Origin of the sequence: Cypionkella psychrotolerans (genome assembly GCF_001294535.1) — a bacterium.
Taxonomy (GTDB): domain Bacteria; phylum Pseudomonadota; class Alphaproteobacteria; order Rhodobacterales; family Rhodobacteraceae; genus Cypionkella; species Cypionkella psychrotolerans.
In genome coordinates, this window is record NZ_LGIC01000013.1 from 47,567 (window position 1) to 63,311 (window position 15,745).

General features: G+C 61.0%; 14 protein-coding genes. 6 read left to right on the plus strand and 8 right to left on the minus strand.

Annotated elements, in window-relative coordinates:
* Positions 1 to 7: 7 nt before the first annotated feature.
* The 6 genes from AKV04_RS03400 to AKV04_RS03425 all read right to left on the minus strand — a co-directional run bounded on the left by AKV04_RS03400 (position 8) and on the right by AKV04_RS03425 (position 8,205).
* Positions 8 to 2,743: an Rne/Rng family ribonuclease gene (locus tag AKV04_RS03400; RefSeq protein ID WP_054005071.1), complete on the minus strand. Its 2,736-nt coding sequence runs from the start codon at positions 2,741 to 2,743 to the stop codon at positions 8 to 10.
* A gap of 452 nt (positions 2,744 to 3,195) precedes the next feature.
* Positions 3,196 to 4,524, minus strand: coding sequence for a sigma-54-dependent transcriptional regulator (locus AKV04_RS03405; RefSeq protein WP_054005072.1), 1,329 nt, complete (start codon positions 4,522 to 4,524; stop codon positions 3,196 to 3,198).
* A 7-nt stretch (positions 4,525 to 4,531) separates the two neighbouring features.
* Positions 4,532 to 6,268 carry a sensor histidine kinase gene (locus AKV04_RS03410; protein ID WP_328287137.1) on the minus strand — a complete coding sequence of 579 codons (1,737 nt, stop codon included), beginning with the start codon at positions 6,266 to 6,268 and terminating at the stop codon, positions 4,532 to 4,534.
* A gap of 73 nt (positions 6,269 to 6,341) precedes the next feature.
* Positions 6,342 to 7,010 (minus strand): phosphoribosylformylglycinamidine synthase subunit PurQ, encoded by a 669-nt coding sequence (gene purQ / locus AKV04_RS03415; RefSeq protein ID WP_054005074.1) that lies wholly within the window; start codon positions 7,008 to 7,010, stop codon positions 6,342 to 6,344.
* Positions 7,011 to 7,137: 127 nt separating this feature from the next.
* Complete coding sequence (gene purS / locus AKV04_RS03420) at positions 7,138 to 7,377, minus strand: phosphoribosylformylglycinamidine synthase subunit PurS (protein WP_054005075.1); 240 nt, start codon at positions 7,375 to 7,377, stop codon at positions 7,138 to 7,140.
* A 63-nt stretch (positions 7,378 to 7,440) separates the two neighbouring features.
* Positions 7,441 to 8,205, minus strand: a complete 765-nt coding sequence (locus AKV04_RS03425) for a phosphoribosylaminoimidazolesuccinocarboxamide synthase (protein WP_054005076.1) — start codon at positions 8,203 to 8,205, stop codon at positions 7,441 to 7,443.
* 242 nt (positions 8,206 to 8,447) lie between these two features.
* Here AKV04_RS03425 and AKV04_RS03430 point away from each other — a divergent pair, with 242 nt between their 5' ends.
* From AKV04_RS03430 to bmt, 3 genes are all read left to right on the plus strand, one after another.
* The gene (locus tag AKV04_RS03430) at positions 8,448 to 9,014 is read left to right on the plus strand and encodes a hypothetical protein (protein WP_054005077.1); all 567 of its coding nucleotides are present in this window, start codon (positions 8,448 to 8,450) and stop codon (positions 9,012 to 9,014) included.
* A 58-nt stretch (positions 9,015 to 9,072) separates the two neighbouring features.
* On the plus strand, positions 9,073 to 9,387 hold the full coding sequence (locus tag AKV04_RS03435; protein WP_054005078.1) for a DUF1476 domain-containing protein: 315 nt from the start codon (positions 9,073 to 9,075) through the stop codon (positions 9,385 to 9,387).
* Positions 9,388 to 9,603: 216 nt separating this feature from the next.
* Complete coding sequence (gene bmt / locus AKV04_RS03440) at positions 9,604 to 10,620, plus strand: betaine--homocysteine S-methyltransferase (RefSeq protein ID WP_054005079.1); 1,017 nt, start codon at positions 9,604 to 9,606, stop codon at positions 10,618 to 10,620.
* Between the two features lie 92 nt (positions 10,621 to 10,712).
* Here the strand turns inward: bmt and AKV04_RS03445 are convergent, their stop codons facing one another.
* Positions 10,713 to 11,774: a PA0069 family radical SAM protein gene (locus AKV04_RS03445; protein ID WP_407638397.1), complete on the minus strand. Its 1,062-nt coding sequence runs from the start codon at positions 11,772 to 11,774 to the stop codon at positions 10,713 to 10,715.
* Between the two features lie 177 nt (positions 11,775 to 11,951).
* Here AKV04_RS03445 and AKV04_RS03450 point away from each other — a divergent pair, with 177 nt between their 5' ends.
* The 3 genes from AKV04_RS03450 (at position 11,952) to AKV04_RS03460 (ending at position 14,054) form a co-directional block, all read left to right on the plus strand.
* On the plus strand, positions 11,952 to 12,647 hold the full coding sequence (locus AKV04_RS03450) for a corrinoid protein (protein ID WP_054005081.1): 696 nt from the start codon (positions 11,952 to 11,954) through the stop codon (positions 12,645 to 12,647).
* Positions 12,648 to 12,881: 234 nt separating this feature from the next.
* On the plus strand, positions 12,882 to 13,523 hold the full coding sequence (locus AKV04_RS03455) for a DUF1638 domain-containing protein (RefSeq protein WP_054005082.1): 642 nt from the start codon (positions 12,882 to 12,884) through the stop codon (positions 13,521 to 13,523).
* Positions 13,524 to 13,673: 150 nt separating this feature from the next.
* Positions 13,674 to 14,054: an SgcJ/EcaC family oxidoreductase gene (locus AKV04_RS03460; RefSeq protein WP_054005083.1), complete on the plus strand. Its 381-nt coding sequence runs from the start codon at positions 13,674 to 13,676 to the stop codon at positions 14,052 to 14,054.
* A gap of 12 nt (positions 14,055 to 14,066) precedes the next feature.
* Here AKV04_RS03460 and recN read toward each other — a convergent pair whose 3' ends face one another.
* Positions 14,067 to 15,704: a DNA repair protein RecN gene (recN, locus tag AKV04_RS03465; protein WP_054005084.1), complete on the minus strand. Its 1,638-nt coding sequence runs from the start codon at positions 15,702 to 15,704 to the stop codon at positions 14,067 to 14,069.
* Positions 15,705 to 15,745 lie beyond the last annotated feature (41 nt).

A 15,745-nucleotide genomic window follows, 5' to 3' on the forward strand; every position in this document is an offset into this window, starting at 1 on the left:
TTAAGCTTTAGCGACCCAAAGACCACCAGCCGCGCTTTTTCGGCTTGGCAGGGCCATCGTCGTCGGCGGGCTCCACCGCGGCGTCGACAAGACCCGGATCGACGTGCAGGCTGGCCGCAGGTGCCGCCTCAACCAAACCCGGATCGGCTTGCAGAACCGGGGCACTTGCCACCGGAGCGGCCTCTGCGACCACTTCAACCGCGACCGAGGCGGGCGCTTCAGCCTCAACCACCACTTCGGCTTTCGGCTTGGCGCGGCTGGTGCGGCTGCGCGTCGGTTTCGGCTTGTCTTCAGCCACAACTGGGGCGTCCGCGACCGGAGCTTCCGCCGCAAGTTCCGCCACGGGTTCTGCTTTCACGGCGCTGCTGCGCGAGCGGCTGCGGGCAGGCTTGACCGCCTCAGCCACGGGCGCTTCCGCTGCTGCCACCGCCGCCGATTTGCTGCCACGCGGCGCGCGGGTGCGGGTTGGCTTTTTCACTTCAACCTCAGGAGCGGCCTCTACCGGGGCCTCGGCTGCGACTTCGGTGACGGCCAAAGGCGCATCATCGCCCGCCTCGTCATCACCCTCATCGTCGCCGTCGTCACCTTCCGCATCCGCGCCGGCGATAGCCTCACCCGGCTGACCGGGCTTCTTGCGACGACGCCGACGGCGGCGCTTCTTACCGGTGCCGCCGTCGCCATTCGCCACCGCAGGAGCGGTGGCTGCCGCAGCAACGGGGGCCGCTTCAACCACTTCGGCTTCTTCAACATCATCCACATCGTCGATGATATCTTCGTCTTCTTCTTCCGCCACCGGCGCGCCCATCAGCGAGGCATTGCCCGAGATCACCGACGATACTTCCGGCACCACGCGGGTCGCGGTCTTGAATTTCTCAATCGAGAAATCCGGGCTGATCATTGCGGGATCACATTCAATCCGCACCGCCATGCCATACCGTGCCTCAATCAAGGCAATATGCTCGCGCTTACCGTTGATCAGGAAGTTGACGATGCCAATCGGCGCGCGCAGCAGCACCTCTTTCGAGCGTTTCCGCGTGCCTTCTTCTTCCAACGCGCGCAACACTTGCAAGCCAAGGCTATCATCCGAGCGGATCAGCCCGGTGCCATGGCAATGCGAGCAGGGCTGTGTGGTCGATTCCAGCATCCCCGGACGCAGCCGCTGACGCGACATTTCCATCAGGCCAAAGCCAGAAATCCGCCCAACCTGAATCCGCGCGCGGTCGGTTTTCAGCTTATCTTTCAGCTTCTTCTCGACGGCTGCGTTGTTGCGACGCTCTTCCATGTCGATGAAGTCGATCACGATCAGGCCCGCCAAATCGCGCAGACGCAGCTGACGCGCGACTTCTTCGGCGGCCTCAAGGTTGGTCTTCAAAGCGGTGTCCTCGATGGACCCCTCTTTGGTGGCGCGACCGGAGTTCACGTCGACCGCCACCAGCGCTTCGGTGATGCCGATCACGATATAGCCGCCGGATTTCAGCTGCACCGTTGGGTTGAACATGCCGCCGAGATAGCTTTCGACCTGATATTTCGCGAACAGCGGGGTGGGATCATCATAGCGCACCACCGCTTTGGCGTGGCTTGGCATGATCATCCGCATGAAGTCTTTCGCGGTGCGGTAACCCGCCTCGCCTTCAACCAAAATCTCGTCAATCTCGCGGCTATAGAGATCGCGGATCGTGCGTTTGATCAGATTGCCTTCCTCGTAGATCGCGGCGGGCGCAATCGACTTCAGGGTCAGTTCGCGGATCTGTTCCCACAACCGCATCAGATATTCGTAGTCGCGCTTGATCTCGGGCTTGGTGCGCTTGGCACCAGCCGTCCGAATGATCAGGCCCGCGCCTTCCGGCACTTCGATTTCGGTGGCGATCTCTTTCAGCTTTTTGCGGTCAGCGGCTTGGGTGATCTTGCGGGAAATCCCGCCGCCGCGCGCGGTGTTCGGCATCAGCACGCAATAGCGGCCCGCAAGGCTGAGGTAGGTGGTGAGGGCAGCGCCCTTGTTGCCGCGCTCTTCCTTGACCACCTGCACCAGCATGATCTGCCGGACCTTAATCACTTCTTGGATTTTATAGCGCCGGGCCCGAGGCTTGCGCGGCGCGGAAATTTCTTCCGACACATCTTCTTCGGCGATGGATTCGATCTCATCGTCGGTGTCCGAGGCGTGATCAATCGAGCGATAGACCGCGTCGCCTTCCTCGGCATCCACCGAGGCGACGTTGTGGGTATGGCTGTGATCGTGATGATCGTGGTCGTGATGCGGCTGTTCCACCACATCGGCGGGCGCGGATTGCACCAGCGCATCGGCACCAGTTTCATCCCCAAGATCCACCACATCCATGCTGCTGATCTCGGACGACTGTACAGCGTCGCCCTCAACGGCTTCAGCGCGCGGGCGCTGCTGTTGCGGCTTGGGACGCGGGCGCGAGCGGCGGTTGTCTTCTTCATCCTGCGCGCGGTTGAAGGCGCGTTCTTCGTCCAGCAGGGCTTTGCGATCGGCCACGGGGATCTGGTAATAATCCGGGTGAATTTCGGCAAAAGCCAAGAAGCCATGACGGTTTCCACCATATTCGACAAAGGCCGCCTGCAGCGAAGGCTCCACGCGGGTCACTTTGGCAAGGTAGATATTTCCGGCAAGCTGGCGCTTGTTTACGGTTTCAAAATCGAATTCTTCGACCTTGTTTCCATCGACCACAACAACCCGAGTTTCCTCGGCATGGGTGGCGTCGATAAGCATTTTCTTTGACATATCAATCCATTGCGCCTGTCATGCGAAAACCCGCTTGGCGGACCAAAGCGGGTGTTTGACACAAAGAGGCGACTTGTTCGGGCGGCTGCGCGCAACGCAAATAAGCGGGCTGTGCCCGGTGGGCACCCCTCGCCTTGAATTGCCAATGTCGCGCACATCATCGCGGTTCACGTTTGGACAGCTTACGCCGCCCACCTAAAAAAGCCCGGTTTGATCCTGTGTTATCAGTCACTTACGAGCAATAATCCGGCCTTGCGGCCGATCCGACCACCCCGGTTTTCGGCGCGGTGAGCGCGCCAGATTGCTGAGGCAGAGAATTCTTTGACGATATAAAATCGCTTGACTGTCACCCTAACGGGAAACGGGCAGCGATGACAATGGGTGATTTGCGTTGGTTGCAGGGTGCAGGCTGGGTGGTTCTGCGCTTGGCGCGGAACCAGCCACCCTGCCGCTTAAACATAATCTTGCCGCTGCAAACCATACTTCGCCATCTTTTCGTTCAGCGTCCGGCGTGGCAGGCACAATTCATCCATGACGCCGGTAATCGAACCCTTATGCCGCCGCATGGTGTTGTCGATCAACATGCGCTCGAACGCCTCGACATAGTCTTTCAGCGGCTTGCCCTCAGTGGTCAGCGCAGGCCCGGAAGCCTCGTTATCCGCCATCAGCAGCGAGGCAATCGAGCCGGACCCCCGCCGATTCTGCAACACCGCGCGTTCCGCAATATTGACCAGTTGCCGGACATTGCCCGGCCATGGCGCTTGCAACAGTTGCGCGGCTTCTTGCGCCGTCACCTGTGGCGCATCGCAGCCATATTCCTCGGCAAATTGTTCCGAGGATCGGGTGAACAGCGTCAGAATATCCTCACCACGCGCCCGCAGGGGCGGGCAGATGATGGTCATCGCACCCAAGCGATAGAACAGATCGGACCGCAACACATCTTCCAGCGTCTTATCAGGCGCATGTTCATTGCAAATCGCAATGATCCGGGTTTCCGGCGGCGTGCCCTGCTCGTTGATCAAGGTCAGCAGCCGCGATTGAAGCGGATGGCTCAGTGCCTCAATATCCTCAAGACACAGCGTTCCGCCGCGAGCTTCTTCCACCAAAGGCAGATTGCCATCATCCGAGGGGCCAAACAGCTTGGCCGCCAGTTGATCTTCACTCCAAGCCGCACAAGACACGGTGACGAATTTCTTCGACCCGCGCGGCCCAACCGCGTGCAACGCATGCGCCACCAAGGTCTTGCCTGTGCCCGTCTCGCCATCAATCAAGACATGGCTATCGGCCTGACCAAGATCGAGAATATCCTCGCGCAGCCGCTCCATTGCCGGGCTGGCACCAACCAGTTTCTTCATCAGGATCGAGCCATCCGACAACTCACGCCGCAAAGCCCGGTTGTCCAAGGTCAAGCGCCGCGCCATGGTCGCGCGCTTTGCAAGTTCGGTCATCCGGTCCGGGTTGAATGGCTTTTCGAGGAAATCATAGGCTCCGACGCGCATCGCCTCAACCGCCATCGGCACGTCACCATGACCGGTGATCAGAATCACGGGAAGGCCCGAATCCATGCCCATCAGCCGTTTCAAAAACGCCATCCCGTCCATACCCGGCATCTTGATGTCCGAGACCACGACCCCCGGCCATTCCGGGCCCAACGCCTTCAACGCTTCTTCCGCGCTCGCGTAGGTTTCGGTGTCAAACCCCGACAGGGCCAGCCACTGGCTGATCGAGGCACGCATATCCGCCTCGTCGTCCACAATCGCCACTTTCATCGCCCGTGCCATGCCGCCCTCATTCCGCTGCTTTTGCTTCTTTGCCCAAAAGGGGCAGTTGAACTTCGAACACCGCACCACCGTTTTCGGCGTTATGCGCCGTCAGACGCCCACCCAGATCGGTCACAATTCCCGAAGAGATCGCTAGACCCAGGCCCACGCCCTCGCCCGGCTTTTTCGTCGTGTAGAACGGCTCAAAGATCGAGCCGATATCACCGATGCCAATGCCGTTATCGCGCACACCTAAAGTGGCGCTCTCGCCCACCGTCAACAAGAGGTCGATCTGCGGGTCGAGCGTGTCTTTGGTGGCATCCAGTGCATTTCTCAACAAATTGATAATCACCTGCTCCAGTCGCAGCCGATCCGCCATCACCATCACCGGTTGACGCGGCACAGTTCGGGTTATCTTCACAACGCGCTGCTTCAACTGTGGTTCCATCATCGCCAAGGCCGACGAGATACAGGCGCGCAGATCGACAGGCTCGAACGCCTCGCCGCCCTTGCGGGCGTAGGATTTCAGCTGCCGGGTGATCGCGCCCATCCGGTCAATCAGATCATCAATACGCTGGAAACTCGACAAAGCCTCATCCGGTCGCTTGCGCTGCAGCAGCAGCCGTGCGCCGGCGAGATAGGTTTTCATCGCGGCAAGCGGCTGGTTCAACTCATGGCTGACAGCCGCCGACATCTCACCCAAAGCCGCAAGTTTCGACGATTGCGCCAGCGTCAGTTCGGCCACTTCCAGCGTTTTCTGAACCTTTTCCCGCTCGGCAATCTCGCGGGAAAGCCGCGCGTTCAACAGCCGCAATTCCGCCGATTCGCGCTGGAACGACACGCTTTGTGACCATGCCCGGCGTGACAGCACATAAAACGTCAGCGCGGTGAAAATCGCGAATCCCATGATTTCCAAGGCAATCACACCGTTCACCCGCTCACGCACCGAATCGTAAGCGGTGAAGGTCACCATCTTCCAACCCTGAAACGGCACCCGCGCCTCGGTGCGCAACACCGCTTCGCCGGACACATAGGCATCCGGCGGATTCTGCGCCCAATCTGCAGCCCCCTTCAGGGCGCGATCCAAGGCCGAGGGGCTATCGGTCGGTGAAAGCGCCTGCGCCACCGGCTTGCTTCGCCAAGAAGGCTCGGTCGCAAGGATCACGGTGGCTTCCGAATTGGCCACCAACACCGCATCCTGCAACCCCGCCCAAGCGCGTTCGTGCTTCATCATATCGACCGCAACCACGATCACGCCCTGCACCTGACCATCCGCCTCAATCACCCGCGAATAGGTGAAATCATAGGCGCCGCCGGGCTGTGGCGTGACAGAGAACACCGTGTCCTTGGTGCGCTTGGCATCGACGAAATAGCTGTCATTGCGGTGCGAGGTGCCCAGCAGGTTGCGATTGGTCGCCCCCACCGTCCAGCCGTCTTTGTCCAACAGCAGGATCGAGGCGACGCCGATTTCCTTTTGCACCTCGATCAGCCGCAAGGTGGTGCGGGAAAACGAATTCTTTTTCAACGAGTCGCGAATCGCCGGATCATCGGCCAGCAACAGCGGCACCACCGCCGTGCGCTGCACTTCTGACAGCATATTGCCGGAATAGAGCGCCAAGCGCAGTTCGGCCCGGTTGCGGGTGGTCTCAGTAAAGCGTTCTGACAGCCAGCGGTTGGTGATCAGGACCACGCCGACTGCCAGCAAGATCAATAGGGTAGCAGCCAGCCGAATCCGCCAGGATTTCCCCGGCGCTGCATCTGACATACGTTTGGATCGGCTGCGGCTTTGCATCGCGTAAGTTTAAGCCCGCCCAAGCCCGGCCTCAAGCCGAAGGGACTCAGGCCAGCGCCATCCCGCCCATCAGGCTGGCAAACAGCGCAGCACCATCGGTGCCGCCTGTACGGGCATCCACCACCCGCTCCGGATGCGGCATCATCCCCAGCACGCGACGGTTGGCCGAGAGCACGCCCGCGATGTCAGCCGCAGCGCCATTGGGATTTTGGGTATAGGTGAAAGCGATGCGATCTTCGGCGCGCAAAGCAGCCAGCCCTTCGGCATCAATGGTATAATTGCCGTCGTGATGCGCCACCGGCACCGCAATCTGCTGGCCTTTGGCGTAAGCACTGGTGAACGCGCTGTCAGCCGTGGCCACTTGCAAGCCAACGGTTTTGCAGATGAACTTGAGGCCCGCATTCCGCATCAAGGCCCCCGGCAGCAGTTGCATCTCGGTCAACACCTGAAAGCCGTTGCAAATCCCCAGTACATAGCCACCCCGGTCCGCATGGCTGCGAATGGCCGCCGCAATCGGCGACTGCGCCGCAATCGCGCCGCAGCGCAGATAGTCACCAAAGGAAAACCCGCCCGGAACCCCGACGACATCGGTGCCTGCTGGCAGCGCCGTGTCCTTGTGCCAGACCCGCGACACCTCAAAACCGACGCGCTCAAATGCTACAGCAAGATCACGGTCGCAGTTCGAGCCGGGAAAGGTGACGACGGCGGCTTTCATGGGCAGCTCTCCGATAAATTGGGATGGCCCGCGCATAGCGCAATCCACGCGGTGCTTCCAGCCAAAAATCCGGTTGAAGCCCCAGCACGGAATTCGCGCGAAAATCGAGTTGTTGCACGCGCCTTATTTAGATCAATTCGACCCGGTAGCTTTCAATCACCGCATTCGCCAACAGCTTGTCACACATGGCGCGGGCAGCAGCCTCGGCAGCAGCTTTGTCTGTCTCTGCCAAATCAAGCTCGATCACTTTACCCTGCCGCACGCCGTTCACCCCAGCAAAGCCCAGCGTGCCAAGCGCGTGACGCACCGCCTCGCCTTGCACATCCAGAACGCCAGATTTCAGCATGACCGTTACGCGCGCTTTCATAGCAATCTCCTCAAAGGGGCGGGGTTGCCGCCCGATACCGCCGCTTGCCCTGACGGGCAAGCCTTAGTTGATCAAAGTCGGCTTCACCGTATGCGTGACGTTGGAGGGCAACACGCCCAAGCGCCGCGCGAGTTCGGTGTAGACATCGGGCAGCGGTCCCGGCTCGGGGATCGGTTGGCCGTCGCCACGATCAACCAGACCGCGCAGATCCCACAACCGGCAGCTGTCCGGGCTGATCTCATCGGCGACGATCAGGCGCATGTAATCGCCTTCCCAAATCCGCCCGACTTCGATGCGGAAATCCACCAAGCGGATGCCGACGCCCAGCATCACGCCGGACATGAAATCATTCACCCGCAACGCCAGCGCGATCACGTCATCCAGATCCTGCTGGGTGGCCCAACCAAAGGCGACGATATGTTCTTCCGCGACCATCGGCAGCGACAGGCGGTCATCTTTCAGGTAATATTCGACAATCGGGCGCGGCAGTGGGGTGCCTTCGGGGATGCCGAGACGCTCGGAAATTTCACCAGCAGCAAAGTTGCGCACCACGACTTCCAGCGGGATGATTTCGGCCATCCGCACCAGTTGCTCGCGCATGTTGACGCGGCGGATGAAATGGGTGGGCACGCCGATGGCATTCAACCCCGACATGAAAAACTCTGACAGACGGTTGTTCAACACGCCCTTACCTTCGACCGCAGCCGGGGTGGCTTCGGCTGCGGTGGGCGCGGAATCGTCCTTGAAATATTGGATCAGAGTGCCCGGTTCCGGTCCTTCATACAGGATCTTCGCCTTGCCCTCGTAAACCTTCTTCCTGCGCGCCATGAATGCTCCGATGCCAAACGGGCACGGGGGCGGCCAACGCCACCCCTGCCCTTTTTCCCGGCTATATGCCAAGCTGCGACGAGGAGCAAGGTATACGGGGCAAGGCGTAGGACGGCTTGATCTTCGACGGGAATGCGGGGCGGTGGTGCTTGTCCAGCTGCGGTACAAAAAAGGAAACTGAGGGTGGGACGCGAGGCTGAAGCGCAGATGACATTTGCCGGGCAGAGCGGCGGGGGAAAATCGTGTTGGAAGCGACGGAGCTGCTCCTGCGCAGTGCGCTCAAAGCCCGTATCCCCCGCGCCGATCTGGCGGGCTTTGCTGTTGAGGGCGACGATCTGGTGGTGCTGACGCCTGCGGGCGCGTTGCGGGTTTCTTTGGGTGCCGCGCAGGCAGCACTTTGGCTGAAGACGCTGCAAAAGCCCGCCCCTAGTCTTGCCGCCAAGCTGGGGATCAGCCCGCAAAACCCGGCCTTTGTGATCGGCAATCTCAGCGATGCGGCGCTGATTGCCGCCTTGCAAGGCTGCACTTTGGGTGATGCGGCGCTGTTCGTCGCTGAATTGCCGGATCAGGCAGCGTTTGAGGTCGCCTTGGCGGTGATCCTCCCGCAGCCGCAGGCACGGTTCTGGGGGGGGGACGCGGAAAGGCACGACGCGGGGGTTTTCCGAGGCAGATTTGCGCGCGCAGATGCGGGGTGCCGCGTTCATCGACAGCAAATCCTGTGCGGTCTCGGCGCTGCACACTACCACCGGCTACGCTCGGGTGCGCTGATGGCCGATCTGCCACAGCCCAGCCGTGGCTTTTTATCTTGAACGGCGGGCGCGGGATGGGCATATGGTGGATAACTTTCCATGACCCAGAGGGCCAGCCATGACCACATTTGACGACCGCGAACACGCTTTTGAATCCAAATATGCCCACGATGCCGAAATGCAGTTCCGTGCTGAGGCGCGGCGCAACAAGCTGACCGGTCTGTGGGCGGCGGGATTGCTGGGCAAATCCGGCGATGAGGCGGCAGAATATGCGATGTCGGTTGTGCATGCTGATTTCGAAGAAGCCGGCATTGAAGATGTGGTGCGCAAGGTCGCGGGCGATCTGGGCAGCTTGTCGAGCGCCGATGCCGTGCGCGCCAAGATGGCCGAACTGCTGCCGGTGGCCAAAGCCGAGCTGATGAACGAGTTTTAAGCCCACCTGCGACAGCAGCATTTCAAGAGGCCGCCGCCGGGTTTGGTGCGCGGCCTTTTTGCTGCGGCGTTTACGGATGCGGCTGGCTTTGCGGCACATCATGTGCTGCGGCGCATAGTGTTATGAGGAATATAGATTTGCCTCGCTCCGCCGCGCATGGCAAACACAGGGTCAACGTGAAACATAGGTTCGCTCTGAACCAGACGAGGTCTGCCGATGTCCCAAGATGCGCTTTCGAAACTGCTCGCCAGCCGCGATTGGCTGATGGCCGACGGGGCCACCGGCACCAATTTGTTCAACATGGGTTTGGAATCAGGCGAGCCGCCAGAGTTTTGGAACACCGACAAGCCCGACAATATCCGCACTCTGTATCGCAATGCGGTGAATGCCGGATCGGATATTTTCCTGACCAACACCTTTGGTGGCAATGCCAGCCGTTTGAAACTGCACGCAGCCCAAGGCCGGGTGCGTGAGTTGAACCGGGTGGGTGCTGCTTTGGGGCGCGAGATTGCCGACGCCTCGGGGCGTGTGGTGGTGGTTGCGGGCTCGGTCGGGCCGACGGGGGAGATTTTTGAGCCGATGGGCACGCTGACACATCGCGTCGCGGTCGAGATGTTCCATGAGCAAGCCGAGGGCTTGAAAGAAGGCGGCGCGGATGTGCTGTGGGTGGAAACCATGTCGGCACCCGAGGAATATGCGGCGGCTGCAGAGGCTGCAGCTTTGGCGGGCATGCCATGGTGCGGCACGATGAGTTTCGATACCGCAGGGCGCACGATGATGGGGATGACCTCGTCCGCGATGGCCGAGATGGTGGAAAAGCTGGCCAATCCGCCGATTGCGTTTGGCGCGAATTGCGGTGTCGGGGCCTCGGATCTGATGCGGACTGTGCTCGGGTTTGCGGCTGTTGGCTCGGCGCGGCCGCTGATTGCCAAGGGCAATGCCGGGATTCCGAAATATCATGATGGCCATATCCATTACGATGGCACGCCGGAGTTGATGGGGGAATATGCGGTGCTGGCGCGCGATGCCGGGGTGCGGATCATCGGCGGTTGCTGCGGGACGATGCCGGAGCATTTGGCGGCGATGCGCAAGGCGTTGGAGAACACGCCGAAGGGTCCGCTGCCGACGCAAGAGGATATCACCGCCAAGCTGGGGGCGTTTTCTTCGTCCTCAGACGGCACCGGGGATACGTCGGCCGATCCGAAACGTGAGCGGCGCAATCGGCGCGGGTGATGTGAAGCGGGGCGCTTGGCCCAAGTGCTACGGAATTTGAGAAATTCTGGCACGATTTCCGTTTCGGAAATCGGTTGCGCCGGGGCTGGCCGTCAGAACAGGCTGAGCTGATCGCCCGCCCGTGCCGGGGCTGCAAAGAGATCGCAGCGCATCGGCGGCAGCTTTACCGACAGACCCAACCGATCCACCGCCACCCGGAACCGCCGCGCCATCAGATCTGCCCACGGCCCCTCTCCCCGCATCCGTTTGCCAAAGGCCGGGTCGTACTCCATCCCGCCATGCAATTCGCGCACCCGTGCCATCACCTTGGCGGCGCGGTCGGGGGCGTGTTCGGCCAGCCAATCTTGGAACAATTGCGACACCTCACGCGGCAGGCGCAGCGAGATGTAACTCGCCGCCGTCGCCCCGGCATCGCGGCAGGCGGTCAGGATCGGTTCCAATTCATGATCGGTCAGGCCGGGGATCATTGGCGAAACCATCGCCCGCACCGGAATCCCCGCCTGCGCCAAGCGAGAGATCGTCAGCAGACGCCGCTTGGGTGCCGCCGCCCGAGGTTCCATCTTGCGCGCGAGGTCTGTATCCAGCGTGGTCACCGAAACCCCGACGCGGCACAGGCCCTGCCCTGCCATCTCGGACAAAAGATCAATGTCGCGCTCGATCAAAGTGCCTTTTGTGGTGATTGCCAGTGGATGCTTGAACGCGCGCAGCACTTCAAGCACTTCGCGCATCACGCCATATTCGGTCTCGATGGGTTGATAAGGGTCGGTATTGGTGCCCAGAGCCATCACCGCGACCTTATAGGATTTCGCCCGCAGCTCTTTTTCCAACACCGCGCCAATCCCCGGACGGGCGATCAGTTTGGTTTCAAAATCCAACCCCGGCGACAGGTTCAAAAACGCGTGGCTCGGGCGCGCAAAGCAATAGATGCAGCCATGTTCGCAGCCGCGATAAGGGTTGATCGCGCGGTCAAACGGCAAGTCGGGCGAGGTGTTGTAGCTGACAGCCGAACGCGGCACGTCCAGCCGGACCTCGGTGCGCAACACCCGTTCCTCAGGCGGCTCCCAGCCATCCTCAAACGCCAGCCGCGCGGCACCTTCAAACCGCCCCACCACATTGCCCAATGCGCCGCGCCCGCGCGGGCGCACCCCCGGCATGATTGTGCTCTCTGACTTATCCATCCCGCCAAACTAGAACATATCAAGAACAATCCCAAGCGATTTCTGCATTTCCTGCCCTACAAAGTCGGCTTTCTGTTGGCGCATGTCGCTATTCGAACAGTGTCTGGCGGGCTTTGGCCCCATCACACTGACAACCGCCCAAGGAGTTCCCAGATGGCCGACGACGAAATCATCCTTGCTGATCTTTCCGATGACGAACTGGTTATGCAAATGCATGACGACCTCTACGATGGTCTGAAGGAAGAGATCGAAGAAGGCGTTAACATTCTGATCAGCCGTGGCTGGACGCCCTATGACACGCTGACCAAAGCTTTGGTTGCGGGCATGACCATCGTGGGCGCTGACTTCCGCGACGGCATCCTGTTCGTGCCAGAAGTGCTGCTGGCGGCCAATGCGATGAAGGGTGGCATGTTCATCCTCAAGCCGCTGCTGATCGCCACCGGCGCGCCGCGGATGGGCAAAATGGTGATCGGCACCGTCAAAGGCGATATCCACGACATCGGCAAGAACCTTGTCGGTATGATGATGGAAGGTGCGGGCTTTGAGGTGCGCGATCTTGGCATCAACAACTCGGTTGAGAAATATCTCGCCGCTTTGGAAGAAGAAAAGCCCGATATCCTTGGCATGTCGGCGCTGCTGACCACCACGATGCCCTATATGAAAGTCGTGATCGACACGATGAAAGAGAAGGGCATGCGCGAGGACTATATCGTTCTCGTCGGCGGTGCGCCGCTGAACGAAGAATTCGGCAAGGCGATTGGCGCGGATGCCTATTGCCGCGACGCCGCCGTGGCTGTGGAAACCGCCAAGGCCTTGGTTTTGCGCAAGCACAACCAGTTGACCGCTTAAATCAGCCGAGACGCTGGTTCTTTAGCCTCGGGGTCTTGCCCCGAGGCTTTTTAATTGCCACGTTAAGAGGACAATAAGGAGGATGCCAATGCCGCTCCCAACCTTTCTGGCCCTGATTTTCGGGGTAATTCTTGCTGCCGGAGCTTCAATTGCCGTGATTCAGGTTACGGGCTTGTCGTTTGTCTGGCTCGGGCTGTTGGCCCTGTGCCTCGCGTTGTTCGTCCGTACCCTGCGATGGCACTGATCAGCGATGATCTGCTGACCGCTGAGGGTCTGGCACCTGCGCATCTGGGCCGGGTGTTGCTGATCGCTTGCGGCGCTTTGGCGCATGAGGTGCTGGCACTGAAGCGCGTGAATGGTTGGGATCATCTCGATCTGCAATGCCTGCCTGCCAATCTGCATCTCTATCCCGACCGGATCACGGAGGCGGTGACGCGCGCGGTGGAAGCGCAGCGAGGAGCATATGACAGCATGTTCGTGCTCTATGCCGATTGCGGTACCGGCGGGCTGTTGTTGGCGCGCTGTCAGGAATTGGGCGTTGAGATGATTGAGGGCCCGCATTGCTATTCGTTCTTTGAAGGCAATGCGGTGTTTGCCGCCCATCCCGATGAGTTCACCGCGTTTTATCTCACCGATTTTCTGGTGCGGCAGTTTGATGCTTTTGTCTGGCGGCCGATGGGCCTCGATCGCCACCCGCAACTGCGCGATATGTATTTCGGCAATTACACCAAGCTGGTCTATCAGGCGCAGACCAATGATCCAGCGCTGGATGCCAAGGCCGAAGACTGCGCCCGACGGCTGGGGCTGGCCTACGAGCGGCGGTTCACTGGCTATGGCGATCTGGCGGTGGTGATGGCGCAGGCGGCGGCGACATAAATCCGCCGAAGCCTTGACTGTGCGACGCAAATTCCGCGCGGGTTTTGGTGTGTCGATTGGCAATGCCGCGCGCAGGGTCTATTGTGTCGTCATGAGCAAAATCGCCGTCACCCTGTTTGCAAACCACCCACGCCCGATGTCGGTCTTGGCATGAGTCTTGAAGATTTTCCGCGCCGCTTTGCGCAGGCCTTCACCGCGCAAGATGCCGCTGGTCTTGCCGCGCTGATTGCGCCTGATGGCACGCTACAAAGCCTGACCGGGCTTTGGGCGGAATCACCAGAAGAAATCGAAAGCGCCTTTGCGGCAGAAGCGGCGGGAATTTTTGCCCGCGCGCGTCTGGTCACCGGCAAGGCACAGATCCGGGCGTTGGGACCGCATAATGCCTTATTGCGCCAGCGCTACACCGTGTCGGGGGCACGGGATCAATCCGGTGCCGATCTGCCGCGCTTTGGCGCGATGTTGGTGGCGGTGTTGGAGGTCGGCCCTGCGGATTGGCTGGCGTTGAACCTCAGCTTTACCGCCCTGCCCTAAGCCAGCCCAAGCTTATGCCAACAAAGCCCGCGCCGCCTCGCGCGCGGCTTCGGTGACCCGGTCGCCGGCCAACATGCGGGCGATTTCCTCGATGCGGGCCTCGGCTCCCAAAGCCAACACGGTGGACAGGGTCTGGCCTTTGCTGACACGTTTTTCCACCCGCCAGTGATGGCCGCCCAAGGCCGCGACCTGCGGGCTGTGGGTGACTACCAGAACTTGCGCAGAGCTGGCGAGGGCTTTCAGGCGACGTCCGACGGCATCTGCAGTGGCCCCGCCCACCCCCCGATCAATCTCATCGAAGATCATCGTCAGTCCGGGGGTGTTGGCGGTCAGGCACACTTTCAGCGCCAGCAAGAAGCGCGACAACTCACCGCCCGAGGCGATCTTGTTCAGCGCCCCAGACGGTGCTCCGGGGTTAGTGGCGACGGTAAATTGTACCGCATCGGTGCCATCGGGGCCAGGATCACCCGCAGAGATTTCGGTGGTGAACACCGCGCGTTCCATTTTCAGCGGCGCGAGTTCGGCGGCCATAGCTTTGTCGAGACGCGCAGCGGCGGTTTTGCGGGCTTTTGACAGCGCCATCGCTTCGCGCTGATAGGCGAGTTCCGCCTCAGCCAGCGCCTTTTCCAGCTTGGCAAGACCCGCAGCTCCACCGTCAATCGCCGCCAGTCGCGCGCGGGCGTTTTCGGCGAAATTGCCAAGATCATCCGCCAGCACACCATGCTTGCGGGCCAAAGCGCGGATGGCAAACAAGCGTTCTTCCAAGTTCTCCAGATCGCCGGGGCGGAAATCTAATCCGCGCAGGCAAGACTCAATCCCGTCTTGCGCCTCGCCCAATTCCACCAAGGCGCGGCCCAAGGCAGTCAGCGCAGTATCAAGGCGGCCTTCGGCCTTGTCAGCCGCCGCCTCCAGCCAGCGCAGCGCGTCGCTGATGGCATTCTCGGCCCCTTCGCTCAGCGCCGAATGGGCGCGCTGCACGTCGGTGCGAATACGCTCGGCCCCCTGCATGGCGCGGCGGCGGGTGTCCAAGCTGGCCTCCTCGCCCGGTTCGGGGTTCAGCTTATCAAGTTCGGCGACGGCATGACGCAGGAAGTCTTCTTCGACCTGCGCGCGCTCCAGTGCCGCGCGGGCCACTGCCAAAGCGTCACGCGCCTGTGCTTGCGCCCGCCATGCGCTGCGCGCGGCGGCGGTATCGAGGCCTGCAAAGCTGTCCAAAAGGTTGCGGTGGCCGCGTGGGTTCAGCAATCCCCGGTCGTCATTCTGGCCATGCAGTTCGACCAGAGTATCCGACAAATCGCGCAGCACATCGCCCGACACCCGGCGGTCGTTGACGAAGGCGGTTTTGCGGCCATCGGCGGTGTTGACGCGGCGCAGGATCAATTCATCGGGGTCATCGAAGCCTGCCTCAGTCAGCACCGCGCGGGCAGCATGACCGGGGGGAAGATCAAACTCCGCCACCACTTCGCCCTGTGCTGCCCCTGCCCGCACAAGTTCAGCCCGACCGCGCCAACCCAACACAAAGCCCAAAGCATCGAGCAAAATCGACTTGCCCGCCCCGGTTTCCCCGGTCAGCACGTTCAGGCCCGGAGCAAACTCCAAGGTCAGCCGATCAATGATCAGCACATCGCGGATATCAAGGCTGCGCAGCATCCCCTACCCTTTGCAGACCAATCGGGCGCCTGCGCCGCAGC

Excerpts from the sequence above, each read along its gene's own strand:
- AKV04_RS03400 (WP_054005071.1), bottom strand. The coding sequence starts at position 2,743 with ATGTCAAAGAAAATGCTTATCGACGCCACCCATGCCGAGGAAACTCGG.
- AKV04_RS03405 (WP_054005072.1), bottom strand. The coding sequence starts at position 4,524 with ATGGCACGGGCGATGAAAGTGGCGATTGTGGACGACGAGGCGGATATG.
- AKV04_RS03410 (WP_328287137.1), bottom strand. The coding sequence starts at position 6,268 with ATGTCAGATGCAGCGCCGGGGAAATCCTGGCGGATTCGGCTGGCTGCT.
- purQ (WP_054005074.1), bottom strand. The coding sequence starts at position 7,010 with ATGAAAGCCGCCGTCGTCACCTTTCCCGGCTCGAACTGCGACCGTGAT.
- purS (WP_054005075.1), bottom strand. The coding sequence starts at position 7,377 with ATGAAAGCGCGCGTAACGGTCATGCTGAAATCTGGCGTTCTGGATGTG.
- AKV04_RS03425 (WP_054005076.1), bottom strand. The coding sequence starts at position 8,205 with ATGGCGCGCAGGAAGAAGGTTTACGAGGGCAAGGCGAAGATCCTGTAT.
- AKV04_RS03435 (WP_054005078.1), top strand. The coding sequence starts at position 9,073 with ATGACCACATTTGACGACCGCGAACACGCTTTTGAATCCAAATATGCC.
- bmt (WP_054005079.1), top strand. The coding sequence starts at position 9,604 with ATGTCCCAAGATGCGCTTTCGAAACTGCTCGCCAGCCGCGATTGGCTG.
- AKV04_RS03445 (WP_407638397.1), bottom strand. The coding sequence starts at position 11,774 with ATGCCGGGGGTGCGCCCGCGCGGGCGCGGCGCATTGGGCAATGTGGTG.
- AKV04_RS03450 (WP_054005081.1), top strand. The coding sequence starts at position 11,952 with ATGGCCGACGACGAAATCATCCTTGCTGATCTTTCCGATGACGAACTG.
- AKV04_RS03455 (WP_054005082.1), top strand. The coding sequence starts at position 12,882 with ATGGCACTGATCAGCGATGATCTGCTGACCGCTGAGGGTCTGGCACCT.
- AKV04_RS03460 (WP_054005083.1), top strand. The coding sequence starts at position 13,674 with ATGAGTCTTGAAGATTTTCCGCGCCGCTTTGCGCAGGCCTTCACCGCG.
- recN (WP_054005084.1), bottom strand. The coding sequence starts at position 15,704 with ATGCTGCGCAGCCTTGATATCCGCGATGTGCTGATCATTGATCGGCTG.